The sequence below is a fragment of the Streptomyces globosus genome (assembly GCF_003325375.1).
Classification (GTDB): domain Bacteria; phylum Actinomycetota; class Actinomycetes; order Streptomycetales; family Streptomycetaceae; genus Streptomyces; species Streptomyces globosus_A.
In genome coordinates this window covers 5607784-5631815 of sequence record NZ_CP030862.1, presented here as the reverse complement: position 1 = coordinate 5631815, position 24032 = coordinate 5607784, and the positions used below count along the sequence as shown (strand labels likewise).

Here is a 24032-nt window from a genome sequence, read left to right as displayed (position 1 = left end):
CCGCGGCGCCGATGCGGGCAGCACCCCGGCCGCACTCCTGTACGTGTCCGACACGAGCGGCTCGGGGGCGCGCCACGACAGGAAGGCCCGGCAGCGGCGGTCAGGAGCGCGACTGCAAGGCGGGCTGATGCGACGTCGGCAGAGCGCAGTGGCGGGAGGGTGCCGGGTGTGGTGCGCTTGCATGGTGGGGCTGCCCGGTCAGTACGCCCCTGGGGACTGCGGCTGAGGACTGCGGTACCCGCGCCCCGTGACCGAGGGGCGTGCGCATGCTTGTCAAAAGAGACCGCACGACATCGGCGTGACCGGCGAACACCCTGACAGCACAGGCTTCGCCTCGACCGGCCTGCCGGTCGCACCCTGGCGGGTGTGTCGGTGAACGCGGAGTCCCGAGGGGCCGGGCGGGCTGACCGGTCAGGCCTCTTCATCGGGGAACGGGCACCGGCCCTCCCCGCTCCGGGACAGGCCCCGGCCCCCCGCGAGCACGACGAGACCCTCACAGCCGCGCAGGTCGGCGAGGACACCGGAGTCCGACCCTGTCGGCCTCGGTCCCTGTCCGGCCTGCCGTGCCCCAAGGGCGTGGCGTCGTCGACCGGAGGACCCCGGCAGGCATGCGGCCGGACCGCGCGGTTCCGCGAAGCCGGCAGCGCACATCCCGGCAGACGCCGCATCCGAGACCTGCCAACAGGGCCTGCAAAGGGCAGGCCTGTGCGTGGAGGGAGCGCAAGATGAGGAAATCCCGTACCAGCGTCGTGATCGCCGCCTGTCTCGGGGCCGGGGCTCTGAGCCTTGGTTCAGCCGTGCCCGCCGGCGCGGCGGAGACCGAGGAGACGGCGACGGTCTCCGTCTTTCACGCGGTTCCCGGTCTGACGGTGGACGTCTACGCGAACGGCGACGAACTCCTGCCGGACTTCAAGCCCGGCACTCTCACCGACCCGCAAGAGCTGCCGGCGGGCTCTTACGACCTGAAGGTCTTCAAGGCCGGTGCCGACCCCAAGACGGCGGCCCCCGCGATCCAGAAGAACGTCGAGGTACCCGCCGGCGCCAACGCCACGGTCGTGGCCCACCTTTCGGCCGACGGCACGCCTCAGCTCAACGCCTTCGTCAACGACACCTCTGCCGTTGCAGCGGGCAAGTCGCGCCTGACGGTGCGGCATGTTGCCGCAGCCCCGGCCGTGGACGTCCGTGCCAACGGCACGGTGGTGTTCGAGGGGCTGGTGAACCCGAAGGAGGACACCACCGAGGTCGACGCAGGCACAGTCTCCGCCGACGTGGTCCTTGCCGGTACGGACACCGTCGCCATCGGCCCCGCGGATCTGGACCTCAAGGAAGGCACGAACAACATCGTCTACGCCTGGGGCAGCGCCGACGAGAAGAACCTGGCGCTGAAGGTCCAGACGGTCGGAGGCATGGACGCGTCGCCCGCCGGAGGCGGTGCCGGCGCAAACGGTGCGATGCTCCCGGGCAACTCCTCCCACGCGTGGATGGCGTGGGCAGCAGGCGCCGGGGTGTTCAGCCTGGCCGGGGCACTCTCGGCGAGGTCCCGGGCACGGCGGGATGCCTGACCGCCCACAGCATCAGCGTGCGAAGCGGCGCGGCGGCGGCAGGCTCGGCCTGGTCTGCCGCCGCCGCCGGCTCGGCCGCGGCCGCAGTCACCGCCGATTCGAAGGCGTTTGCGATCATTTCCGGTGCGGCGTATAGAGGAACTGAGGGGCGGTCGGCCCGGCGTTGGCCCGTAGCCCGGTTCTCGCTCGCGCAGGGAGGGTCCCTGTGTGGAATCATCTGCTGCAGTTGATCCTGATCGGGGTGCTGCTCGTGGTCGGAGGAGCCCTCGCGGGCCGCGCCTGGGCGATGGCGGTCAAGGAGCCCGAGTCCGAGCCGCGGATCGAGGTGCTGGCCGGCATCGGGGGCGGACTGGTCACCGGCATCGCCGTCGGACTGTCGGCCCTCTTCCTCGAACAGGCCATCTCTGCGTCTCAGGAGCGCGCGACGTGGCGGGCGAGTGTCGAAGGTGCGGCGAGCATCCCGGGGTTCACAGTCGCCGATCACGACATCGAGGGCATCAACTTCAGCGGCAAGTCGCTGCGCAACGCGGACTTCGCGGGGGTCCGGCTGCAGGGATTCAGGTTCCGGGACACGGATCTGACGGGGGCTGACTTCAGGGGAGCGGACCTCAGCGGCGCCAACCTCATCGGCGCCAACCTCCAGGACGCCGACCTGACGGGGGCCAGGCTGAACGGCGCCCTGCTGCACAGTGCCAACTTCGCGCACGCCTCCCTCCCCGGCAGGGCCTCCTTCGAGGGGGCACTGCTGAACGCGCGGACCTGCTGGCCGAAGGGCCTGGAGCGGGACGAGCTCCGGGACCGCCTGCGCGACACGAAGGTGCAGGCGTACGAGGACGAGCAGAGCGGCAGGACGCTCACCGGACACGAGGACGTGGAGGAGGACGAGCTCAAGGGCGGCCAGCAGGTGCCCGACTGCACGCTGTGGAAGAACGGGCTGCGCGTCCGGCCGGAGGGCTGATCGGGGGGCCGGGGGACCGGTGGGGGCGGCTCCGGGGCCCGGCGGGGCGGAGCCGCCCTGGACGGTCTGGCGTGACAGCGGAGAGCAGGGCCGGGCGGCCGTCACCTGCGGGTGGAGTGAGGGCGGATGGTCAGACGTCTTCCGTCTCGTCTGCCAAGTGGCGCAGGACGTCTGCCAGGTTGCCGCGGCGCGTGTACTCCGTGCGCTGTCGGTGGGCGCCCGAGCCGTCGCGGAGGAGGCCGCCCAGGGTCTTGGCTGCGTGGTCGAGCTCGTCCGCGGCGGCCAGTTCCGGGGCGACCAGTTCGAGGAGGGCCTCCGCCAGGTCGGCCGCCGGGACTTCGGCCCCGGTGTACGGGTCGAGGCCGAAGCCCTCCAGGCCGTCGTGGGCGGCCCGCCAGCGCGCCAGGCGCAGGACGTCGTCGCGGAGGGCGGGCTCGGGGCGTTCCTCGGCGATCTCCCTCAGGGCGGTCGCCACGAGGGCGCGGACGAGTTCGGCCTGGAGGATGGCCGTGTCGATGTCCGAGGACATGTCGGGCGCCCGGATTTCGAGCGTCGGCCAGTGTCCGGACGGGCGGAGGTCCCAGTAGACCATCTTGGTGTCGAGGGCTGCCCCGGAGCCGAGCAGGGTCTGCACGGAGCTCCGGAAGTGGGCGGTGGACGTGAAGTGCGGGGGCAGCCCCGCCGAGGGCCAGCCCGACCAGGCCATCGTCCGCCAGCTGGCGTGACCGGTGTCGCGTCCGCCCCAGAACGGCGAGTTGGCGGCCAGCGCGATCAGCGTCGGCAGCCACGGCCGGACCCGGTTCGACACCGCGACCGCGGTGTCCACGTCGAGGGTGCCGATGTGGATGTGGCGGCCGCAGCTGACCAGGGTGTCGGTGAGCGAGCCGAAGCGGCGGTGCTGCTCGCGCTGGCGCGGCTCGTCGTCCGTCAGGTGCAGCGGCATGTCCACGGCCATGACCGGAGAGGGCGCGGCCAGCAGCCGGCATCCGTGGGCGCGGGCGGCCCGGGAGAGGGTGCGGCGCAGGGCGGCCAGCTCCCTGCGCAGTTCGAGGGCGGACTCGGAGACCGGGGTGGAGATCTCCACCTGGTAGCGCGTGCCCTCGGGGTGCACTTCGTGGGGCAGGCCCGCGGCGGTCTCCAGGACGCGGGGGGCGGCCGGGACCACCCGGAAGGTGCGGGCGTCGACGAGGAGGAACTCCTCCTCCACGCCGACGGTGAGCGGTGCCGTACCGGGAACGGGGGCGGGAGCGGTGGAGACGGCGGGGGCGCCGTCGTCCGCCTTGTCGGTGCTCGTCGTGCTGGTGCCAGGTTCGATCACTACGCCTCCCTGGACATTACGAGTCTTTTCATCATGAGCGGGAGGCAGGCGGCGAGCGCGCGCCGATTCGGTCAAATGTCCCTGCGGCATGGCGCGTTAGCGGCAAGGCCCGTTAGGGGTGGGGCCGCGGATCGGGGTGGGGCGGCTGGGGCGGCTGCGTGAAACCGGCCACGGCCCGGCGGCGCGGTGCGGGCGGCTGGTTGGCGTCCCGTGTGACCGGTACGGGCACCCCCGCCCCGGCGGGCCTGGGCGGGCCGGCCGCGGGGCAGAGGTCAGGTGCGCGGCTGCGGGGCGACGACGCCTCGGGCCACGCCGAGCGCGACGAGGTCCTGCGGGCGGATGCGCAGCTGGTCCGCCGTGGCGGGGGCCTCCGCCGCCGGGCGCTTGAGGATGGCCGCCGCCAGCTCGGGCGCGATCACGGAGAAGTAGGAGTCCGGGGTCACCCACGTGTTGCCCGGCGCGGCCAGCGCCAGCGCCCCGCCCGAGCCGCCCTCGCCGATCAGGAGCGTGGTGACGGGGACGGAGGCCTCCGCGACCGCCGCGAACGTGTCGGCGATGGCCGCGCCGGCGCCCTCCCGCTCGGCGGCGGCGTCGTTGGCCGCCCCCGGGGTGTCGACCAGGGTCAGGACAGGGATGCCCAGCCGGTCGGCGAGGCGGATCACGCGGGCCGCGGTGCGGTATCCGGCCGGGCGGGTCGCCGTGCCGCACTGGGCGGCGTACGCGACGGCCCGCCCGGCGTGCAGCCCGACACCGCAGAGCATGCCCGGGTCGCGGCCCCCGGCCCGGTCCCCGGACAGCGCCAGCCGCAGCGGGAAGTACGCGTCCAGATAGGCGGCGGCGTGCGGCCGGTCCGGGCGGCGGGCCTGCCGTACGGCGTCCCAGCCGCCGGCCGGGGGCGGTACGTCGGACAGCGCCGCCGGGGGCTCGACCGGCTCGGGGGAGCGGGGCGCGGCGAGGAGCCTCAGCCAGTCGGCGAGGACGCCGGGGAGCTCGGCGGGCGGCACGACCGCGTCGACGTGGCCGGCGGCGTACTGCGCCTCGGCGGTGTAGGCCGCCGGGTCGGCGCCGTGGGGCCGCACCCGCGAGCCGGCGAAGCCGACCTGGGCGCCCGGCAGCGCGAGGACGACGTCCGCTCCGGCGCCGAGGGTGGCCCAGCCGCCGCCGGTGGTGGGATCGCGGAGCACGGCGATCTGCGGGAGGCCCGCGGCCCGGGTGAGGACCGACTGGCGGGCCACGCGCTGGAGCTGCGCCAGTGCGAGCATGCCCTCCTGCATCCGGGAGCCGCCGGTGGCGATCAGGGACACCAGCGGCAGGCGGTGCGCGCGGGCGTGCTCGTACGCGGCTTCGAGCCGGTCCCCGGTGCGTTCGCCGAGGGAGCCGCCGAGGAAGCCGAACTCGAAGGCGATCAGGACGGTCCGGCTTCCGCCGATCGAGGCGGTCCCGACCACCACGGACTCCTCCTCGCCGGTGCGGTCGGCGGCGCGGGCGCGGGAGGCGTCGTAGCCGGTCCAGCCCAGCGGCCCGTCCGGCGCGGACGTCCGCGCCGGGGCGGGGAGTTCGGCGAAGCTGCCGGGGTCGGTCACGGAGGCGAGGGCCGCGCGGGCCGAGAGGCGGGTCGTGGTCACGTTGCCACCCTAGGGCCGGTCGGGGCGGCGGGGGCGGCCGGTTCGAGCCGCTCTCGGGCGGTTGCCGGGGGCCGCGGGGCGGCCGGGGCTTCGGCCGGGTCGCTCCGGGCCCGCCCGCTGCGGGGCGGGCTGCGGACGGCGGCGCCGGCGGCACCGCGCGTCCGCCTGCCCTGCGCGGTCGTCCCGCGGCCTACCAGGGCAAGGGGAAGGCGATCTTCAGGGCGTACGCGGCGACCAGGCCGTAGCCGAGGCGGAACGTCCATATCCGGGTGGTCGCGGAGATCCGCCGCCCGGCGAGGGAGCCGAGCACGACCAGCGCCTGCTGCCACATCAGGGAGGCCGCGGCGACCCCGGCGAGGAAGGCGGTCGCGGCGGCACCGCTGCCCAGCGCGGCCCCCTGGGCCGTCGTCAGGGCGGCGAAGTACAGGGCAGTGGTGGGGTTCACGGCAGTGAGGGCGGCGTACCGGCCGAAGACCGCCCCCCGGCTGCGCCCTGCCCCGGGGGCCTCCTCGGACGCTGCTCCGGGGCCGCCCGCGGCCGGTGCCGGCTCCCGGACACGCGCCGCCCCGGCCAGGCCGTGCGCGGCGATGGCCAGCAGCACGGCCGCCGCGGCCAGCCGGATCCACGCCTCGACCGGCGCCACGTGGGAGGCGACCCACGGGCCCAGCGCGGTGGCCAGTGCCGCGTACCCGAGGTCGACCGCGGCGACGCCGGACGCCGCGGCGACGGCTGTCCGGCGGTCGCGCACCGCCTCCTGGAGCAGCAGGACGCTCATCGCCCCCATCGGCATCGCCACGCCCAGGCCCGCGGCCGTGCCCGCCAGCGCGGGACTCAGTAGTTCCGTCATGCGGGGAAGCGTGCGGCGGGCAGGACCGGCCGCGGCAGCGGATATCGGCCTGCGCTGCGAGAATCGCGGTATGGACCGCCTCGACAGGGAAATCCTCGGCATCCTGCAGCAGGATGCGCGGATCTCGTACCGGGACCTCGGCGTCCGCGTCGGCCTCAGCGCCAACGCGGCGGCGGACCGGGTGCGGCGCATGCGGCGCGACGGCGTGATCCGCGGCTTCACCGTCATCGTCGACCCGGCCGCCGACACACGCGGCGGGCTGGTGGTCTTCATCGACCTCACACTGCGGCAGGACACCACGAACGAGGAGTTCGAGCAGCGCGTCGCCGGACTGCCCGGGATCACGGAGGTGGTGCACGTGACGGGGGACCACGACTACCTCGTACGGGCCCGCGCGGCCGACCCGGCGGCCCTCGACGCCCTGCTGCGCAGGCTGAAGCGGGAGGCGGGCGTGGCCCAGTCCAGCACCCGCCTGGCCCTCCGCGCCGCCACCCGGCCCGGGGCCGGGTAGACCGCGCCCGCCCGCTTGCGGACGGCAACGCCGGATGGGCCGCAGCGCCCGGTGGCGGCGGCCCTTCCGGGGGGCGGCGGGGCTCAGCCGGCCAGGGGGTTGAGGACCATCGGTGCGACCTTGCCCTCCAGCATGGCGCCCAGGCCCAGCACGGCGCACACGTCCGGGCGTTCCGCGATGGCCACGGGCATGCCGGTGGCGTCGCGCAGCATCTGGTCCAGGCCGGGGAGCAGCGCGCTGCCGCCCACCATCATGATCCCGCGGTCGGTCAGGTCGGCGACCAGGTCGGGCGGGCAGTCGCGGAGGACCTTGCCGATGCCGTCGAGCACGGCGGTCAGCGGGGTGTGGATGGCGTCGCGCACGGCGGCGGTGTCGACGTGGACGGAGCGGGCCAGTCCGGTGGCGACGTCCCGGCCGTGGATCAGGGTGGAGGCGGGGCCGTCGGGGGTGAGGCCGTTGCCGTGCAGGGCCAGCTGGAGCGGGCGGACGGCCTGGCTGGGCAGCATCAGCTCGTGGGCGTGGCGCAGGTGCTGGACCACGGCGTGGTCGATGGCCTCGCCGCCGACGGGGATCCGCTGCGCGGTGACGATCGAGCCGAGGGAGAGGACGGCGACCTGGGTGGCCGCGGCCCCGCACACCATGATCATTGTCGCGGTCGGCTGCTCCACGGGCAGGCCGCAGCCGACGGCCGCCGCGATCAGGGTGTCGACGAGTTCGACGCGCCGGGCGCCGAGCCCGACCATCGTCTCCACCGCGGCCCGCTGGGCGAGCGGGTCGGCGTCGTGCGGGGTGCAGGCGGCGGCGCGCAGCCGCGGCTTGCGGCGCAGCGCGCGGCGGAGCTTCTCGCCGAGGAGGTGGCGCAGCATCCGCTGGGCCATCTCGATGTCGACGACGGTGCCGCCGGAGACGGGGCGGACGACGCGGATGTAGTCCGGGGTGCGGCCGGTCATCCGCTCGGCGAACGTGCCGACCGCGATGAGCGCGCCGGTGCGGGTGTTGACGGCGGCGGCGCTGGGCTCGTCGACGACGAGGCCGGCGCCCTTGACGTAGACGCGGGTCCGGGCCGCCCCGAGGTCGACGGCGACGTGGCAGCGGCGCAACTGCTCAAGACTGACGGTCACGGCAGGTCCTCCCGAGAGCGCTGACGCAAGAAGCCCGGCGGATGCCGGTTGCATTTCATATCTTCTCGGGTGAAAGGTGCATGTCGCCCGTTGAAGTGCTCCGGCCGGGGAGCGGCCGACGGGCCGCCGGGTGCTGCACGGGGGTGGATTTCCGTACCGACAGGCACGGCGATGCGCGCACCATACGCGCTACTGGCGCGTAACGAGGTAAAGGGGGTCAGATGCTGACGCTCCGCCGGAGCGCGTTGGCGGTCGCGGCGCCCCGGGCCGCACCTCCCGCCCGACCCCGGCCGGCGACGCCGTCCCCGCGCCGCCGGCGCGCCCGTCGGCTGCCTGCGCCGCAACGCCCTGCCGGGCGGCCCCGCCAGGGCGGCCGGCGTACGGGAGTCCGGTCGCGCAGGGCAGGCCGGGAGGGTCGGCCGCCGGCTCACGTGTCGAGTTCGGCCCCGTCCGCGAGGACCCGCTGGAGCAGGCCGTACGTGAACTCCGCGACGCAGCTGCACCCCGCGGCCGTGAACGCCAGCCGCCAGCGGGTCGGGGCGCTGCCCTCCATGGGCCGGACGGGGGCGAAGGCGCGCGCCACCTCGTCCACCGTCGCCGACCACGGCCGCAGGTCCCGCGGCGTCAGCAGTACGGGGCCCGCGGCGCCCGGCGCGCGCACGAGCCACTCGTTCCACACCGCCCCGTCCGGGGCGGCCAGCACCTCGAAGCGCAGGTCCGGCCAGAGCGGCAGCGCCCACTGCAGGGCCTCGCACCGCAGGTCGCCGATGGTGCGGGGGGCGGTCGACTCCGGCGGCCCGAGCACGGACCGGTAGCGGGCGAGGGCGCCGCGGGCGCGGGGCGAGCGGACCATCGCCTGCCAGCGCCGGTTGGCCTCCCGCTGGTCGGCGGCCGTGGCGCCGAGCCGCCGCCGGGCCTCCTCGGCCAGCTCGGGCCGGAAGTCCGCCATGCGGCGCAGCAGCACGAGTGGGAAGGCGGCCGGCCCGAAGGGCCCGCCGCCCGCGCCGGGACGGCCTGCCGCAGGAGGAATTGTCATGGAGTCAACGATTCCACACAGGACCTCCACGAACTCGCGATGCAGTTGTTGCAGGCGACCACGTAGCGTCGAGGCGCCATGGACTACTGCCACGCCTGCCGGAGGCACCTCAACGGCGCACTGGCGTGCGCCGGGTGCGGAACCCCGGCCGAGTACCTGCCCCCCGCGGCCCCCGCCGCCCCCGCACCCCCGTACGGGGCCGCCGCGCCGCATCCGGCTGCGGCCGGGCCGTACGGGGCCGCCCGGCCGGACGCCGGCGGGCCGGAGGCGGAAGATCCGTTCGCCGACTCCCTCGTGGAGCTGGCCGGGCCGCACGAGCGCCGCGCCGGTGCGCGCCGCCGGGCCGAGAACCGCCGGCGCCGGCGCGTGCTGCTGAGCGTCGGGCTCGGGCTGTCGCTCGCGGTCGGCGGATCGGTGGCGGTGGCCCGCATGATCGCCGACGGGAAGAGCGCGGACCGCGCCGCCAACGTGGTGCTGAGCGACGAGGACGGCCCCGGTGAGCCGGCGCCGCTGCCGAGCAGCTCCGGCGGGCCCGCCGCTCCCGCCACGCCGAAGCCGGCCAAGGCCGCCGGGGGAGCGAAGGCCTCGGCCGGGGCTTCGCAGCCGGGTCGGCCCGCGGGCAGCGCGCCGGGCTCCGCGCAGCCGGGAGCCGGGGCGTCCGCCTCCGCCTCGGGGGCGTCCGGAGCGCCCGGCGGATCCGGCAAGGGGCCCTCCGTAAAGCCGGGTGGATCGGGGCAGCCGTCGCCCAGCGCCTCCGGCAGCGCGCAGCCGCCGACGGGGGCGCCGAGCCCGAGCCCGTCGCCGACGAAGCCGCCGAAGACCTGCGTGCTGTGGTTCTTCTGCTCCTGACGGGCGCCCGGGGTGCGGGCTTGAGGCCGCGGCGCCCCGGGCTCAGCCCAGCATGCGCCGGAGCAGGTCCCGCAGGGCCGTCCGCTCCTCCTCCGACAGCCCGGCCAGCGGCTCGCGCGCGAAGCCGAGCGAGTCGCGCAGCCGGTCCGCGGTCCGCAGGCCCTCCTCGGTCGCCGCGGCCAGCTTGACCCGCCGGTCGGCCGGGTCGGGGCGGCGCTCGACCAGGCCGCGCGACTCCAGCCGGTCGACGATGCCGGTGATGTTGGACGGCTCGCACTTGAGCTTCTGCGCGATCCGGCGCATCGGCGTCGGCTCGACGGACAGCAGGTGCAGGACGCGCGCCTGCGCGCCGGTCAGCTGGTGGCTGGTGGCGGCCTGCTCGTACTCCTCGTGGTAGCGGGCCACGACGGTGCCGATGAGCTCGACGACCTCGACGGTCAGGGGATCCACACGACGACTGGGCATGGCACCAGCCTACCCATTTACTTGACAACATGAAATATCGAGGCGCATGGTTGTTTCACGTCCTGAAGTATTTCCCGTCCGGAGGTGCGCCCCCATGTCCCAGATCCCCGCCGTCAGCCGCGAGTGGCACCTGATCCGCCGCCCGCAGGGCTGGCCCGTCGCCGAGGACTTCGCGCTGCGCGAGGCCCCCGTCGCCGCCCCCGCCCCCGGCCGGATCCTGGTACGCAACCTCCACATGTCCGTGGACCCGTACATGCGCGGCCGGATGAACGACGTGAAGTCGTACGTGCCGCCCTTCCGCCTCGACCACCCGATGGACGGCGGGGCCGTCGGCGAGGTCGTCGCCTCCGCCGCCGAGGGCTTCGAGCCCGGCGACCACGTCCTGCACGGCCTGGGCTGGCGCGAGTACGCCGACGTGGACGCCGCGCACGCCACCAAGGTCGACGCCTCCCTCGCCCCGCTCTCCGCCTACCTCGGCGTCCTCGGCATGCCGGGCCTCACCGCGTACGCGGGCCTCTTCGAGGTGGCCTCCTTCAAGGAGGGCGACTCCGTCTTCGTCTCCGGCGCGGCCGGAGCCGTCGGCAGCCTCGTCGGCCAGTTCGCCAGGATCAAGGGCGCCGCCCGCGTCATCGGCTCCGCCGGCTCCGACTCCAAGGTGGAGCTCCTCAAGGACAAGTACGGCTTCGACGCCGCCTTCAACTACAAGAACGGCCCCGTCGCGCAGGCGCTCAGGGAAGCCGCCCCGGAGGGCATCGACGTCTACTTCGACAACGTCGGCGGCGACCACCTCGAAGCCGCGATCTCCTCGCTGAACGTCCACGGCCGCGCCACGCTGTGCGGGGCGATCGCCCAGTACAACGACACCGAGCCGGCCCCCGGCCCGCGCAACCTCGCCCTCGCCATCGGCAAGCGCCTGCGCCTCCAGGGCGTGCTCGTCGGGGACCACGCCGGACTCCAGCCGCAGTTCGTCGAGGACGTCGCCGGGTGGCTGCGCTCCGGCCGGCTCGTGGCCGACGAGACGGTCGTCGAGGGCATCGAGAACGCCACCGGCGCCTTCCTCGGAATGCTGCGCGGCGAGAACACCGGAAAGATGATCGTTTCCTTCACCGGTTAGGCTCCTCCCAAGCCGTCGCGATCGTGGGCGCGAGTCGCGGCGATGACCAGAAGGATCGAACCGCATGTCCATCCAGCAGTCCGATGTCCTCTACACCGCCGTCGCCACCGCGGAGAACGGCCGTGACGGCCGCGTCGCCACGGACGACGGCCGGCTCGACGTCGTGGTGAACCCGCCGAAGGAGCTCGGCGGCAACGGCGCCGGAACCAACCCGGAGCAGCTGTTCGCCGCCGGGTACAGCGCCTGCTTCCAGGGCGCCCTCGGCGTCGTCGCCCGCAACGAGAACGCCGACGTCTCCGGCGCCACCGTCACCGCGCAGGTCGGCATCGGCAAGAACGACGACGGCTTCGGCCTGATCGTGAAGATCTCCGCCGCGATCCCGAACGTCGACGAGGCCAAGGCCAGGGAGCTCATCGAGAAGGCCCACCAGGTCTGCCCGTACTCCAAGGCCACCGCCGGCAACATCACCGTCGAGCTCGCCGTCTGACCCGGCTCCCGCTCGCAGAGGGCCGTCCCCCGGCACCGGGGGGCGGCCCTCGCCGTAAGCTGGACCCCATGCGCGATCTTGCGGGGGGATTCGGCCATCTGCTGGCCGGACAGAAGTGGGTGTTCCGTCACGGCCGCTGGCTGGGCTTCGGCCTGCTGCCCGGCCTCGTCACACTGGTGCTGTACGCCGGCGCGCTCGTCGGCCTCGGCTACGGCGCCGACGACCTGACGGCCTGGGCGACGCCGTTCGCCGACGACTGGGGCTCGCCGTGGCTCGGCCTCTTCCGGGGCTTCCTCACCGGCCTCGTCTTCGCGCTCGGCCTGTTCCTCGCGGTGATCACCTTCACCGCCGTGACGCTCCTCGTCGGCCAGCCCTTCTACGAGTCCCTCTCCGAGGAGGTCGACCGCAGCATCGGCGGCGACGCCCCCGAGTCCGGGCTGCCGCTGGCGCGCGAGCTGTGGATCTCCGCCCGGGACAGCGTCAAGGTCCTCCTGCGCGTCGCGCTCTTCGGGATCCTGCTCTTCGCCCTCGGCTTCATCCCCGTGATCGGGCAGACCGTGATCCCGGTCATCGGCTTCTGCGTGTCCGGCTTCTTCCTCGCCGAGGAGCTCACCGCGGTCGCCCTCCAGCGGCGCCGCGTCGAGTTCAAGGAGCGGCTCGCGCTGCTCCGCGGCCGACGCGCGATGGCCCTCGGCTTCGGCGTCCCGCTGGTGCTGCTGTTCCTGGTGCCGGTGGTGGCGGTGTTCCTGATGCCGGGCGCGGTGGCCGGGGCCACGCTGATGGCACGCGAGCTGCGGGGCGAGGACACCGACCGCGCCGAGGGTGCCGAGGGCGCCGAGGGGGCGGGGTCCGCCGCAGATGCCGGAGGTGCTGCGGGCGGGGCTCCCGCCGGGCAGCCGGCGCCGCAGGCCCCGAACCCCTACGCGCAGCCGTACCCGCAGCACCCGGCCGCGCCGCAGGCGAACCCGTACGAGCAGGCCCCCGCGCCGCAGGCCAACCCGTACCGGCATGACCCGCCCGCGCCGCACAACCCGTACCGCCGGTAGTCCCTACCGCTTCAGCAGGGTGATCGCGCCCGCCGTGTCCTCGCCGGCGTGCGCGCCCCCGCCGGCGGCGAGGCGGCGGCGCATCAGCTCCACGTACGGCAGGATCAGCTCCGTGCTGACCCCCTGCTCCTCGGCGGTCCGCAGCAGCGTCCCGGTCGCGGCGACCTGCATCGCGAGGTTCGAGACCACCCCGCTCGTGAAGTCCCGCGAGGTCAGGCGCTCGGCGGCGTTGCCGACGAAGAAGCCCATCGCGCCCAGCCACTCCGACAGCAGCGGGGCCAGCTCCTTCGGGGCGACGTCCTCGCCCTCGATCAGCGCGAAGGCGTGCGAGATGCCGCCGAACATGCCGTACATGGCGCTGAGCAGGGCCACGTCGTACAGGGCGGCGTGGCCGGGGTCCTCGCCGACGTAGCGGACGGCGGCCGGCACCTCCAGCGTCGGCCGGTGCGCGTCGACGAGGGCACGCGAGCCGCTGTAGAGGACGTACGCACCCGGGTTCCCGATCATCACCGGCGTTGCCATGATGCCGGCGTCGACGAAGCGGGCTCCGCGCTCGGCGGCCCACGCGGCGCGGGCCCGGCCCTCGGAGGGCCGGCCGGTGGTGAGGTTGACGACGTCCTTGCCGGACAGGTCGGCGCCGTCGAGGGCCGCGCCGACGCTGGCGTCGTCGAGGAGGCACACCACGACGAGGCCGTTCGCGGCGACGGCCTCCGCGGCGGTCGCGGCCACGGCCGCGCCCTCGCCGGCGAGGGCCTCCGCCTTGGCGGCGGTGCGGTTCCAGACGGTCAGGGGATGGCCGGCGGCCAGCCAGGTGCGGGCCAGGGCGGTGCCCATGTCGCCGAGGCCGAGAAGGGTGAGGGGGCGCTGTGCAGAAGTCGTTGCGGTCATGGCGACCAGCCTCGGCGCGAACTGACGGGCGCTCAAGTACGCACTTCCAGGTGGGTGGTTACCCTGAGGTGAGCGAACAGGTGGGAGGGGAGTGGGATGGCCGGGGGGCGCAGGCCGGGCGCGGACCACTGCGGCGTCGCCGCGGCGATGTCCGTGATCGACGGGAAGTGGAAGGTGTCGCTGCTGTGGGAGCTGGAGCAGCAGCCGCGCCGCTTCGGCGAGCTGCGGCGGCTGGTCCCGGGGGTGTCGGAGAAGGTCCTCGCGGCGCAGCTGCGCGAGCTGGAGGCCGACGGCCTCGTCCACCGGCAGGCCTACGACGAGGTCCCGCCGCGGGTGGAGTACTCCCTGACCCCGCGGGGCCGTCGGCTGAACGCGGCCCTGGAGCCCCTGGGCGAATGGGGCGCCCTGAACCTCCTCCCGGCCGCCGGCGCCGCCACGGCCTGACCGCCCCGGCGCCCCGACCGCAGGACGGGCAACGGGGCGGTCACAGCACAGCCGGTGCTGCGACCGGGAGGGCCCACCGGGCGACGCCGCTAGGTGCGCGGTTCCACCCAGAGGGCCTCGGCCACGGCGCAGAGGTCGCCGTCAGCGGTGGCCAGGGCCGTGCCCACACGGTACTTGCGGCCCTCGCTGCCCAGCAGCCAGGCGTACGAGACCAGTTGCGAGCCGATCCGGACCGGGCGCAGCAGCCGTGCGGTCAGGGAGGCCGTGACCGCGCCGGCACGGCGGTCGTCCAGGAGGCGGCCCGCGGCGTTGCCGGGGCAGTCCAGCGCGCCCCACACCAGCTCCGGCGGCAGCATCCCCTCGGCGTCCGCGACCCCCGGCCCCGGGGTCCAGGCCGCGGCCACGAGGCCCGTGCCGGGGATCCGGCCGCAGTGCAGGCGGAGCCCGGTGTCCGGGGTGCGGTGCAGGCCGCAGCCGAAGCAGTCGACCATGCCGTCCGGCGGGGCCGCCCGGTAGGCGTCGGCCGCCGCCGTCGCCTGCTCCCACGACGGGGCGGCCGGCGCCTCGACGGCCGGCTCGGCGGGGGTCGCCGCGGCCAGCAGCGCGTCGCCGGCGGCCAGCTCGGCGCCGCCCGCCGCGGTCGGGGCGAGCCGCACGGGGGAGTCGGTGGGCACGGGCCGGCGGAAGTCCACCCGTACGGTCTTCGCGGCGGCCCGCGAGGCCAGCACCCCGGCGACGTATCCGCCGAAGGCCACCCCCGGGTATCCGCACAGCCGGGCCGGAACCGTGATCGTCTCGAAGTCGGTCATGCGCGACACCTCATCACACGGGCGGGCGCCGCGGGAGGGGCGGCAACCTTTGCCGCGGCCCGATCGTCCTCCATTCTGGAGCGACGCGCGCCGCACGGCGCGCACAGCAGGTGGTCTCGGAGGTGGCCGGATGGCCCAGCAGCAGCCGTGGGGGCAGCAGTACCCGGCGCACCCGCAGAAGTACGGCCCGCCCGCGCCCTGGCAGCCGGCGCCGGCCCCCGTCCCGGCGGCCGGGCCCTTTCCCGCATCGGCGATGCGGGCCTCCCACACCGACCGCGACCGCACCGTGGACGTGCTGAAGGCCGCCTTCGCCGAGGGCCGCCTGTCCCACGAGGAGTACGGGCAGCGCTTCGACGCCGCCGCCCGCGCCCAGACGTACGGGGAGCTGGCCCGCCTGGTCGCGGACCTCCCCGCCGGGCCCATGCAGGGGCCCTTCGGCGCCCTGCCGGCCGCGGTGCCGCCCGCCTTCGCCCCGCACCCCGCACCCCTGGTGATGCCGCCGCCGCAGCGCCGGGTCAACGGGCTGGCCATCGCGTCACTCGTCATGGGGGTGATGAGCCTGCCGACCTTCGGGGTCTCCGCGCCCGGGGCCGTGATCACCGGCCACATCGCGAAGGCGCAGGTCCGGGCGCGGGGCGAGGAGGGCGCCGGGATGGCGACCGTCGGGCTCGTCCTCGGCTGGCTCGCCATGGGCGGCTGGGTGCTGCTGATCCTCCTCGCGGCCGCGGCCTGACCCGGCCGCCCGCCACCGGCCGTCCGGCCGACCGCTTGCCGCCCTGCCGTGGTGTCGCCGACCGGCCGCTGCCCGCACCGCGCCGCTGCCGACTCCCGCCCGGCGCCGCCGTACGGCCGCCTCCGAGGCCCCCGCAGCCCTCCGAGGCGGACCGATAAGATGCACGGCAGCACAAGCCGAGGCTGTCCCCTGCCGTCCCCGGTCCGCCGCCCGAATCCGGAGCAACCGGACACCGGGCCCGGAACCGGGCAGTGGCGCACCCGGCAACGACGGCCGGCCGCCGGGCCGCTCACGGCCGCGCACCGACCGAGCAGTAGGGACACCGTCAGTGACAGTCAGTACCGAGGGGGCGGCGTCCGTGCGCCCGGACCACCCGCCCGTGCCGTCGGCCGCACCCGCTGCCGAGCCCGTTCCGGCGCCGCGGCGCGCCCTCCGCTCCCGCAGCGTACTCCTGCTGCTGGAAGCGGCCGTCGCGTTCGCCGCGGCCCTCGTGCTCCCCCTGCTCGCCCGCGGCTTCAAGCTCGACCCGCTGAACAGGATCGCCCAGGTCAGCGGCCTGGCCGCGCTTCAGCTGCGGTTCGCGCTGCTCGGCCTGGTCCTCGTCGCCGCCGTCGTCCTGGCGATGCGGCTGCGCCGCGGCCGCCACTTCGACCTGGCCGCCCGGCTGGCCTCCGCCGGGATCGCCGGCCTCGCCGGCGGCTTCGTCGCGGCCGGCGCCGTCGTCTCCCTCCTCGGGACGCCGTGGCCGATGTTCGGCCTCAACGGCGACAGCGGCCGCATCGTCGAATGGGCCCACGCCGTCGCGAACGGCCGCCCGTCCGGCTCGCCGGTCTACCCGCCGCTGCCGCTGTACACGCTCGGCTACTACGCCGAGTGGTTCCACGGAGGGAACACCGCCTACGCCTTCAAGGACCTCCAGATCCTCGGCGCGGCCGCGTTCGGCCCCCTCGTCTACCTGGCGTGGCGCCTCCTGCTGAGCCCGGTCAGGGCACTGGCCTTCGGCGTCGTGCCCGCCTTCGCGCTGATCGACGCGTACAAGCCGTACAGCCAGACCGTGCTCGTGCTGCTCGTGCCGGTCCTCGTCGCGATGGTCGTCTCGCTGCGCCGCAGCGGCACCGACGGCTGGCGGCCGCTGCTGCTGAAGGGCGCCGGCTTCGGCGCGCTGCTGGGCGTCCTCTTCCTCACGTACTCGGGCTGGTTCCTGTGGAGCGCGGGCGGGGTGTTCTTCGCCGCGCTGCTGTACTTCCCGTGGAAGACCGGCAGGCTCAAGGGGGCCGCGTTCATGGGCGCCGCGCTGGGCGCCTTCCTGGCGGTGGCCGGGCGCTACCTGGCGGTCATGCTGACCGAGGGGCAGACCACCAAGGACTACAACTTCCGGTTCGACAACTTCACCGACCCGGCCTACTACCTGATGTGGCGCACCGACATGCCCGGCAGGACCGGCGACTGGCCGCCGCCGGGCGAGTACGGCGGCGTCGGGCTGTTCGCGCTGGTGACCTTCGTGTGCCTGGGCGCGGCGATCTGGCTCGGCCTGCGCAAGCCGATGGTCGTGACCATCGCCGCCATGTTCCTCAGCGCATGGGTGATGCGCATGTACATCGCCTCGCACATGTACGAGACGCAGACCGTCCAGCTGTACACGCGCACCAACAACCAGCTGCTCTACTGCGGCCTCATCCTGTGCGCCCTGGTGGCCCACCTGGTGTCGCTGCGGCTCGCCGAACGACGCCCCTCCGACGCCGCCGGCCCCGCCGACACCGACCCGGTCGCCGCCTCCGCCCCGCGGCGCGCCGCCGCCGGGCTCCCCGGCCGCGAGGGCGCCGTCATCGGCACCCTGTGCGCGCTCCTGCTGCTGCTCGGCACGGTCTCCTCGTCGATGGCCGACCGCTACATGCCCGCCCAGGACGGGACCTACCGGATCCTGCCGTACGTGTCGCACACGATCCGCCAGCAGGACGGGAACTGCCCCCGGTTCGCCCCGAAGGGCGAGTGCTCCGAGGACGGCGACCAGACCTGGCTGAGCTACGTCCGATGACCCGAGGGAAGCGATGATCTCCGCACTGACGCGGCTGGCCGACCGTGCGGCCCGGAGCCCCAAGCGGCTCTGGGCCGTCTCCTTCGCGCTGTTCTTCACGCTCGCGGCCTCCTGGTCGGCGGCCACCCCGCTCGGCGGCTCGCCCGACGAGCACGCGCACATCATCCGGGCGGCGGCCGTCGCCCGGGGCCAGATCAACGGCCCCGAGGTGATGGTCCCGCACGTCGTCGGCGGCATCGAGGGCAAGTTCTCCGAGACCGCCGTCCGCCTCCCCGACTGGTACCGGCAGCTGCCCACGCAGCACGAGTGCTACTCCTGGGACCAGGAGAAGCCGGCGTCCTGCGCCCCGCCGCTCAAGGGCACGGGGCAGACCGCCCAGGCCACGACCGCGGCCGGCCGCTACCACCCCGCCTACTACCTGGCGACGGGCTGGCCGAGCCTGCTCGCCGACGGCCAGGCGGCGCTGTACCTGATGCGGCTGCTGTCGGCGGCGCTGTGCTCCGCCCTGCTCGCGAGCGCCGTCGTGACGGCCGCCGAGTGGCGCCGGCGCCGCAACGCGGTCCTGCTCGGCGTGTTCGCCGCGGCCACGCCGATGTCGCTGTACATGACGGGCATGGTCAACCCCAGCGGCGGTGAGATCGCCGCCGGCCTGCTGGTGTGGACGGCCCTCCTGGCTGTCATGGCCTCCCCCGACCCGCACCTGCTGAACCGGCGACTGGCCCGGATCGGCATCGGCGGCGCCGTCCTCGTCAACATCCGCCCGCTCGGGCTGATCTGGTTCGCCGGAGCGGTGTTCTTCGCGCTCTTCCTCCAGGAGCGCGGCGTGCTGCGCTCGCTGCTGCGCCGCAAGGCGACGTGGCTGTGGTCGGCGCTGCTCGGCGCGTCCACGGTGGGCGCGATGCTGTGGGCGGCCGCCCACCCCGACCACTCGGTGATCGAGGTGCCCGATTCGCTGACCTGGAAGGAAGCGGTCCGGCAGACCCTCGGCAACACCATGGACTACGTCCACCAGATGCTCGGCTACTTCGGCTGGCTGGACACCCCCGCCCCCGCCTTCACCTGGCTGGCCTGGCTCGGCGTCCTCGCGGTGCTGACCGCCCTCGGCCTGCTGTACGGGCGCCCGCGGGAGGTCCTCGCCCTGCTCGGCATGCTGGCGGCGGTCGTCGTCGTGCCGGTTCTCGGCCAGGCCTCGCAGGCCGAGAAGCTCGGCATGATCTGGCAGGGCCGCTACCTGCTGCCCTTTGCGGTGGGCCTGCCGCTGATGGCCGTGGTCATCGCCGCCCGCCGGGCCCCCGAGGGCGGGCTCCCCTGGCGCCGCCTGACCGGCTTCGCCGTCGCGGCCCTGGCCGTCGCCGACGCGGCCGCGTTCTTCTGGACGCTGCGGCGCTTCGCTGTCGGCACCGCCGGGCCGTGGATCCCGTACGCCGCGCACTGGGCGCCGCCCGGCGGCTGGCCGCTGTGGGTCGGCGTGCACACGGCCGCGGCGTTCGCGATCGTGCTGCTCGCCCTCGTACGGGACCCCGAGCCGGCCGCCCGCGGCCGCCTCCCCGAGCAGGACAGCGGGCCGCGGCCCGGGCAGCGCGAGCGGGTCCCGGTCGCGGGCTGAGCCCCCGGCCCGCCGTCAGGCGGGCACGTCGGCCAGGGCGAACGAGGGCGTGCGGTCGTCTGCCTCGGCCAGCAGTGCGCCGCCGGGCGCCCACACGGCGGCGCGCCCGCAGCCGGTCCACGGGCCGGCCGGGCCGACGTGGTTGGCGAGGACGACGTACAGGCCGTGCTCCGCGGCGATGCGCGCATGGACCGCCGCCCGCTCGGCGGCGCCGTCCCCGGTGCCGTACAGGGACGAGGCCAGGTGCACGCGGCAGCCGGCGGCCGCCGCGCGCGCGGCGAGCTGTGGGACGTGGTTGTCGAAGCAGATGCCGAGGGAGAAGCGGATGCCGCCGAGCTCCACGTGCCCGTCCCGCCGGCCGGCCGCGAAGACGGCCCGCTCGTCCCCGTACAGGTGCTGCTTCGCGTATACGGCCGCGTGCGCGCCGTCCGCGCCGTACACCAGGGTCGCGATGGCGGGCAGCGGGCCGTCCGTGCGCACGGCGGCGTTGACCGCGACGGCCGTGCCGGTGGAGCGGAGGGCGTCCAGGCGGGCGTCGTCCGGACCGGCCAGCCACAGGGCGGGGTCGGCCGCCAGGGCCTCCGTCTCGTAGCCGGTGAGGGCGAGCTCGGGGAACACGACGAGCTCGGCGCCCGCCTCCCGGGCGCGCTCTGCGAGGGCCGCCGCGCGGGCCGTGTTCGCGGCGACGTCGGCGGGGGCGCAGGTCAGCTGCGCTGCGGCGATCTTCATGGGCGACAGCATGCCGGAGCGCGCCCGGCACCCCGAGGCCGGGGCCCGGCGCACACCGCACCGGGGGTCGACGCGCGGGCGCGTCGCCGCGATGCTGTAACGGTCCGTGTGCGCTTCGGAGTTGACGGAGGCCGGCCGATGCCCGACTGGATCCACCCGGTGCTGACCGGGGCCTTCCTGGCGGTGTCCTACCGCGTGGTCCGCAGGAGCGGTGTCGGGCTGCGGGCGGCCGTGCTCGTCCTGGCCGTCCTGAACGCGGGCCTGCTGTGGGTGGTCGCCGCGGCAGGGCCGCCGTGGGGTGTCCCCGTGGTCGCGGTGGTGTCCCTCGCGGCCGCGGTGTACCACCTGTTCGGGGCGGCGCGCGACGGCGTGGCCCGGATCCGGGCCGTCGGCCCGACCGAGTTCCGGGCGCTGGTGCGCCAGGTCGCGGAGGCCTCAGGCCCGCAGGTGATGGGGGTGTGCGTCCTGGTCACCGGGTCGGTGGCGCTGACCGCCCTCGCGGACGACTCCCGGCCCGAGGGACGCCGGTTCCAGCTCCTGCCCGGACCGGAATGCCCGTTCTGCCTGGTCGAGGAGCAGATACGGGACTTCCTCGGCCCCTCCGACCCGCTGCTCGACGAGTACCGCACGCATCTGACGGCGGGGAGCAGCCGCCACCTCCTCGTCAGACGCCCCTCGGAGCAGGAGCCGTGGACCGGGCGGCTGCGCGACCGGAGCGTCTACCGGGTGCCGCCGGCGGCGCGGCGCCCGCCGTGCACCGTCCACGACCCGCTGCTGGGCCGGGGCTGATCCTCCGGGCGTACGCCCGTGCCCGGCGGGTGACCGGAAGACGCCGCCCGCCGTTCCACCGCCCGCCGTCAGCTCGGCGGCTCGGCCGACGTCACCTGTCCGTGGGCCAGCTCGGCGAGCCGCGCCTGGCCCGCCTTGCCCGGGTGGAACCAGTCCCAGCGGCTCAGCTGCTCTGCCGCGAAGGGGTACCGGAAGACCGCCCCGCCGTCGTAGCGGCACAGCGGATCCCTTCCGCACACCTCGCGGAGCACCTCGTTGTACTCGACCACCCGCGCCCGGACCTGCTCCCGCCGGGCGGTCGCCTCCGCCGCCGAGGACAGCGGGTCCGCCAGCATCGACTGGCAGATCCCCAGCCGCCACACCTGCCGGACCACCGGGAGGTCCTTGCCCTGCTGCCACAGCCGCTGGAGGTCCGGGATGCTGGAGACGTACACCTGCGAGGCGGGCGAACCGGCCCGCAGCGCGGCGAGGGCCTTCTCGAAGCCGTCGCGGAAGTCGGCCGTCGGCGTCATCGACGCGGCCGTCGCCCGGCAGGCGTCGTTCGCGCCGACCATGACCGTGACCAGGTCGGGCTTGTGCCCGGCGGCCGCGGAGAGCTGCCCGGCCAGGTCCGACATCCGGGAGCCGGTGGCGGCGTGGTTCCAACTGCGCGTCGCCAGCGCCCCTTCGCCGAGCAGCCGGGCGGCCAGCGAGCGGACGGCCGGGTCGCTGCCGGTGGCCCAGGAGGCCTCGGGGCAGTCCGCGAGGACCGAACACGCGTCGAAACCGCGGGTGATGGAGTCGCCGACGGCCGCGACCGACGCGGGGGCGGTGTTCCAGCGCGGGCGGGCCTCCGCCTGCGCCCCGCGCTCGCCCGCCCTGCCGCCGCCCTCCGCCTGACACCCGGTCAGCACCGCCGCGAGCGCCGCTGCAGCGGCCGTACGGGCGAGGGCGCGGCGCGCCCGGCTGCGGTGGGCGGTGGTGCGCATCGGACGGGTCCCTCCTCCTCGCCGCCCGCCGTCGCGGGGGCGTCCTGCTGAGTGAAAGCTGTGTACGGGGCGGTTACGGACCGACCGTACGTCACACCACGGCCCCCGCCGCACGGTAGCTTTTCCCCCGTGGCGTTTCGGCCGCAGGTCCCGCAGCGCAATGTCGGTTGATGTCCGCTAAATTACATCGCGTCACATTCTGTCCGTTTTCAGGAGTTTATTCCCGACCTCGTCCCAGCCTGGAGGTCCCGGTGACGACACGTGGAGTTCTGTACGTGCATTCCGCGCCGCGCGCGCTCTGCCCGCACGTGGAATGGGCCGTGGGGGGCGTGCTCGGAGTGCGGGTCAACCTCGACTGGATCCGGCAGCCCGCCTCGCCGGGCACGTGGAGAGCCGAGTTCTCCTTCGTGGCCGAGCCGGGGACGGCCTCCAGACTCGCCTCCGCCCTGCGCGGCTGGCACCTGCTCCGCTTCGAGGTCACGGCGGAGCCCTGCGCCACCGCCGAGGGCGAGCGCTACAGCTCCACCCCCGACCTCGGCATCTTCCACGCCGTCACCGGCCTGCACGGCGACATCCTCGTCCCCGAGGACCGGCTGCGCGCCGCCATGGCCCGCTCCGTGCGCGGCGAGAGCGACCTGGAGGCGGAGATCGCCGCACTGCTCGGCAAGCCCTGGGACGACGAGTTGGAGCCCTTCCGCCACGCCGGCGAGGGCGCACCCGTGCGCTGGCTCCACCAGGTCGTCTGAGGCCGCCCGTACGGGAAGGGGCCCCGCCCGGCACGCGCCGGGCGGGGCCCCTTCCCGGATGCTGCGGGATCAGACGCTGCGGAACGCCAGCGTCACGTTGTGGCCGCCGAAGCCGAACGAGTTGTTGATCGCGGCGATCGGGCCGTCGACCGGCAGCTTGCGCGGCTCGCCGCGGACGATGTCCGCGTCGATGTCCTCGTCCAGGTCGTCGAGGTTGATCGTCGGCGGGGCGATCCGGTGGTACAGCGCCAGCACGGTCGCGACCGTCTCGATGCCGCCGGCGCCGCCCAGCAGGTGGCCCGTCATCGACTTGGTCGCGGACACCGCGATGTGGTCGAGGTCGTCGCCGAGGACCTTGCGCAGGGCCTTGATCTCGGCCGTGTCGCCCTGCGGGGTCGACGTGGCGTGGGCGTTGACGTGCACCAGCTCGGCCGGGTCCAGGCCCGTGTTGTCGAGCAGGTTCTGCACGGCGGCGGCGACACCGCGCCCGGTCGGCTCCGGCTGCGCGATGTGGTGGCTGTCCGCGGACAGGCCCTGGCCCAGCACCTCGCAGTAGACGCGGGCGCCGCGCGAGGCGGCGTGCTCGGCGGACTCCAGGATGACGACACCCGCGCCCTCGCCCAGCACGAAGCCGTCGCGGCCCTTGTCGTACGGGCGGGAGGCCTGCTCCGGGTTCTCGTTGTTCTTCGACATCGCCATCATGTTGGCGAACGCGGCGATCGGCAGCGGGTGGATCGCCGCCTCGGTGCCGCCGGCGACGACCACGTCGGCGCGGCCGCTGCGGATCATCTCGACGGCGTAGCCGATGGCCTCGGCGCCGGAGGCGCAGGCGCTGACCGGAGTGTGCACGCCCGCCTGGGCGTTGACCTCCAGGCCGACGTTGGCCGACGGGCCGTTCGGCATGAGCATGGGAACGGTGTGCGGGGAGACCCGGCGCACACCCTTGTCCTTCAGGACGTCGTACTGGTCGAGCAGGGTGGTGACACCGCCGATGCCGGAGGCGATCACGGCGCCCAGGCGGTCCGGGGCGACGGTGCCGTCCTCGCCCGCCGGGGCGGTGTAGCCGGCGTCGGCCCACGCCTCGCGGGCGGCGATGACGGCGAACTGGGCGGAGCGGTCCAGCTTGCGGGCCAGCGGCCGCGGCAGGACCTCGCTCGGGTCCACGGCGACCGGGGCGGCGATGCGGACCGGGAGGTCGGCGAACCGCTCGCCCTCCAGGGGCTTCACGCCGGAACGGCCGGCGAGCATGCCTTCCCACGTCGAAGCGCTGTCGCCACCCAGCGGAGTGGTTGCGCCGATACCGGTGACGACCACGGTGCGATTGGTCGGGCTCACAGGAATTCTTT

General features: G+C 75.0%; 24 protein-coding genes. 13 read left to right on the top strand and 11 right to left on the bottom strand.

Annotation, left to right across the window (positions count from 1 at the left end):
* The first annotated feature begins 725 nt into the window (after positions 1-725).
* Positions 726-1562, top strand: coding sequence for a DUF4397 domain-containing protein (locus C0216_RS25025; protein ID WP_114057462.1), 837 nt, complete (start codon positions 726-728; stop codon positions 1560-1562).
* A gap of 205 nt (positions 1563-1767) precedes the next feature.
* Complete coding sequence (locus C0216_RS25020) at positions 1768-2520, top strand: pentapeptide repeat-containing protein (protein ID WP_114057461.1); 753 nt, start codon at positions 1768-1770, stop codon at positions 2518-2520.
* Between the two features lie 130 nt (positions 2521-2650).
* On the opposite strand, the gene C0216_RS25015 is transcribed toward C0216_RS25020, so the two are convergent.
* The 3 genes from C0216_RS25015 to C0216_RS25005 form a co-directional block, all read right to left on the bottom strand.
* A complete protein-coding gene (locus C0216_RS25015; RefSeq protein WP_162793293.1) occupies positions 2651-3838 on the bottom strand; it encodes a carboxylate-amine ligase in 1188 nt (395 codons plus the stop codon).
* A 272-nt stretch (positions 3839-4110) separates the two neighbouring features.
* A complete protein-coding gene (locus C0216_RS25010) occupies positions 4111-5463 on the bottom strand; it encodes a carboxyl transferase domain-containing protein (protein ID WP_114057459.1) in 1353 nt (450 codons plus the stop codon).
* 190 nt (positions 5464-5653) lie between these two features.
* Complete coding sequence (locus C0216_RS25005) at positions 5654-6310, bottom strand: LysE family transporter (protein ID WP_162793292.1); 657 nt, start codon at positions 6308-6310, stop codon at positions 5654-5656.
* Positions 6311-6380: 70 nt separating this feature from the next.
* On the opposite strand from C0216_RS25005, the gene C0216_RS25000 reads away from it, so the two are divergent.
* On the top strand, positions 6381-6821 hold the full coding sequence (locus tag C0216_RS25000; RefSeq protein ID WP_114057457.1) for an Lrp/AsnC family transcriptional regulator: 441 nt from the start codon (positions 6381-6383) through the stop codon (positions 6819-6821).
* Positions 6822-6904: 83 nt separating this feature from the next.
* Here C0216_RS25000 and C0216_RS24995 read toward each other — a convergent pair whose 3' ends face one another.
* Positions 6905-7942 (bottom strand): rod shape-determining protein, encoded by a 1038-nt coding sequence (locus C0216_RS24995; protein ID WP_114057456.1) that lies wholly within the window; start codon positions 7940-7942, stop codon positions 6905-6907.
* A 427-nt stretch (positions 7943-8369) separates the two neighbouring features.
* The gene (locus C0216_RS24990; RefSeq protein ID WP_114057455.1) at positions 8370-8978 is read right to left on the bottom strand and encodes a hypothetical protein; all 609 of its coding nucleotides are present in this window, start codon (positions 8976-8978) and stop codon (positions 8370-8372) included.
* 78 nt (positions 8979-9056) lie between these two features.
* Between C0216_RS24990 and C0216_RS24985 the strand changes: the two genes are divergently transcribed.
* Positions 9057-9827 carry an SCO2400 family protein gene (locus C0216_RS24985; RefSeq protein ID WP_114057454.1) on the top strand — a complete coding sequence of 257 codons (771 nt, stop codon included), beginning with the start codon at positions 9057-9059 and terminating at the stop codon, positions 9825-9827.
* 42 nt (positions 9828-9869) lie between these two features.
* Here C0216_RS24985 and C0216_RS24980 read toward each other — a convergent pair whose 3' ends face one another.
* Positions 9870-10292 carry a MarR family winged helix-turn-helix transcriptional regulator gene (locus C0216_RS24980; RefSeq protein WP_114057453.1) on the bottom strand — a complete coding sequence of 141 codons (423 nt, stop codon included), beginning with the start codon at positions 10290-10292 and terminating at the stop codon, positions 9870-9872.
* Positions 10293-10386: 94 nt separating this feature from the next.
* Here C0216_RS24980 and C0216_RS24975 point away from each other — a divergent pair, with 94 nt between their 5' ends.
* From C0216_RS24975 to C0216_RS24965, 3 genes are all read left to right on the top strand, one after another.
* Complete coding sequence (locus tag C0216_RS24975) at positions 10387-11406, top strand: NADP-dependent oxidoreductase (RefSeq protein WP_114057452.1); 1020 nt, start codon at positions 10387-10389, stop codon at positions 11404-11406.
* 64 nt (positions 11407-11470) lie between these two features.
* Positions 11471-11893 (top strand): organic hydroperoxide resistance protein, encoded by a 423-nt coding sequence (locus C0216_RS24970; protein ID WP_114057451.1) that lies wholly within the window; start codon positions 11471-11473, stop codon positions 11891-11893.
* A 68-nt stretch (positions 11894-11961) separates the two neighbouring features.
* Positions 11962-12939: an EI24 domain-containing protein gene (locus C0216_RS24965; protein WP_114057450.1), complete on the top strand. Its 978-nt coding sequence runs from the start codon at positions 11962-11964 to the stop codon at positions 12937-12939.
* A 3-nt stretch (positions 12940-12942) separates the two neighbouring features.
* Here the strand turns inward: C0216_RS24965 and C0216_RS24960 are convergent, their stop codons facing one another.
* Complete coding sequence (locus C0216_RS24960; RefSeq protein ID WP_114057449.1) at positions 12943-13827, bottom strand: NAD(P)-dependent oxidoreductase; 885 nt, start codon at positions 13825-13827, stop codon at positions 12943-12945.
* A 96-nt stretch (positions 13828-13923) separates the two neighbouring features.
* On the opposite strand from C0216_RS24960, the gene C0216_RS24955 reads away from it, so the two are divergent.
* A complete protein-coding gene (locus C0216_RS24955; protein ID WP_114057448.1) occupies positions 13924-14271 on the top strand; it encodes a winged helix-turn-helix transcriptional regulator in 348 nt (115 codons plus the stop codon).
* Between the two features lie 89 nt (positions 14272-14360).
* Here C0216_RS24955 and C0216_RS24950 read toward each other — a convergent pair whose 3' ends face one another.
* Positions 14361-15080 (bottom strand): PaaI family thioesterase, encoded by a 720-nt coding sequence (locus C0216_RS24950; RefSeq protein ID WP_114057447.1) that lies wholly within the window; start codon positions 15078-15080, stop codon positions 14361-14363.
* Between the two features lie 130 nt (positions 15081-15210).
* Here C0216_RS24950 and C0216_RS24945 point away from each other — a divergent pair, with 130 nt between their 5' ends.
* From C0216_RS24945 to C0216_RS24935, 3 genes are all read left to right on the top strand, one after another.
* On the top strand, positions 15211-15813 hold the full coding sequence (locus tag C0216_RS24945; protein WP_342777135.1) for a DUF1707 and DUF4190 domain-containing protein: 603 nt from the start codon (positions 15211-15213) through the stop codon (positions 15811-15813).
* Between the two features lie 328 nt (positions 15814-16141).
* Positions 16142-17848, top strand: a complete 1707-nt coding sequence (locus C0216_RS33600; RefSeq protein ID WP_162793291.1) for a hypothetical protein — start codon at positions 16142-16144, stop codon at positions 17846-17848.
* Positions 17849-17861: 13 nt separating this feature from the next.
* Complete coding sequence (locus C0216_RS24935; protein ID WP_114057446.1) at positions 17862-19454, top strand: DUF2142 domain-containing protein; 1593 nt, start codon at positions 17862-17864, stop codon at positions 19452-19454.
* A 15-nt stretch (positions 19455-19469) separates the two neighbouring features.
* On the opposite strand, the gene C0216_RS24930 is transcribed toward C0216_RS24935, so the two are convergent.
* Positions 19470-20183 carry a carbon-nitrogen hydrolase family protein gene (locus C0216_RS24930; protein ID WP_114057445.1) on the bottom strand — a complete coding sequence of 238 codons (714 nt, stop codon included), beginning with the start codon at positions 20181-20183 and terminating at the stop codon, positions 19470-19472.
* 138 nt (positions 20184-20321) lie between these two features.
* On the opposite strand from C0216_RS24930, the gene C0216_RS24925 reads away from it, so the two are divergent.
* Positions 20322-20972: a hypothetical protein gene (locus tag C0216_RS24925; protein ID WP_114057444.1), complete on the top strand. Its 651-nt coding sequence runs from the start codon at positions 20322-20324 to the stop codon at positions 20970-20972.
* Positions 20973-21040: 68 nt separating this feature from the next.
* Here the strand turns inward: C0216_RS24925 and C0216_RS24920 are convergent, their stop codons facing one another.
* Positions 21041-21940 carry an SGNH/GDSL hydrolase family protein gene (locus C0216_RS24920; RefSeq protein WP_114057443.1) on the bottom strand — a complete coding sequence of 300 codons (900 nt, stop codon included), beginning with the start codon at positions 21938-21940 and terminating at the stop codon, positions 21041-21043.
* Positions 21941-22191: 251 nt separating this feature from the next.
* Here C0216_RS24920 and C0216_RS24915 point away from each other — a divergent pair, with 251 nt between their 5' ends.
* Positions 22192-22686, top strand: a complete 495-nt coding sequence (locus C0216_RS24915; protein ID WP_114057442.1) for a DUF3145 domain-containing protein — start codon at positions 22192-22194, stop codon at positions 22684-22686.
* A 69-nt stretch (positions 22687-22755) separates the two neighbouring features.
* On the opposite strand, the gene fabF is transcribed toward C0216_RS24915, so the two are convergent.
* A complete protein-coding gene (fabF, locus tag C0216_RS24910; RefSeq protein ID WP_114057441.1) occupies positions 22756-24021 on the bottom strand; it encodes a beta-ketoacyl-ACP synthase II in 1266 nt (421 codons plus the stop codon).
* Positions 24022-24032 lie beyond the last annotated feature (11 nt).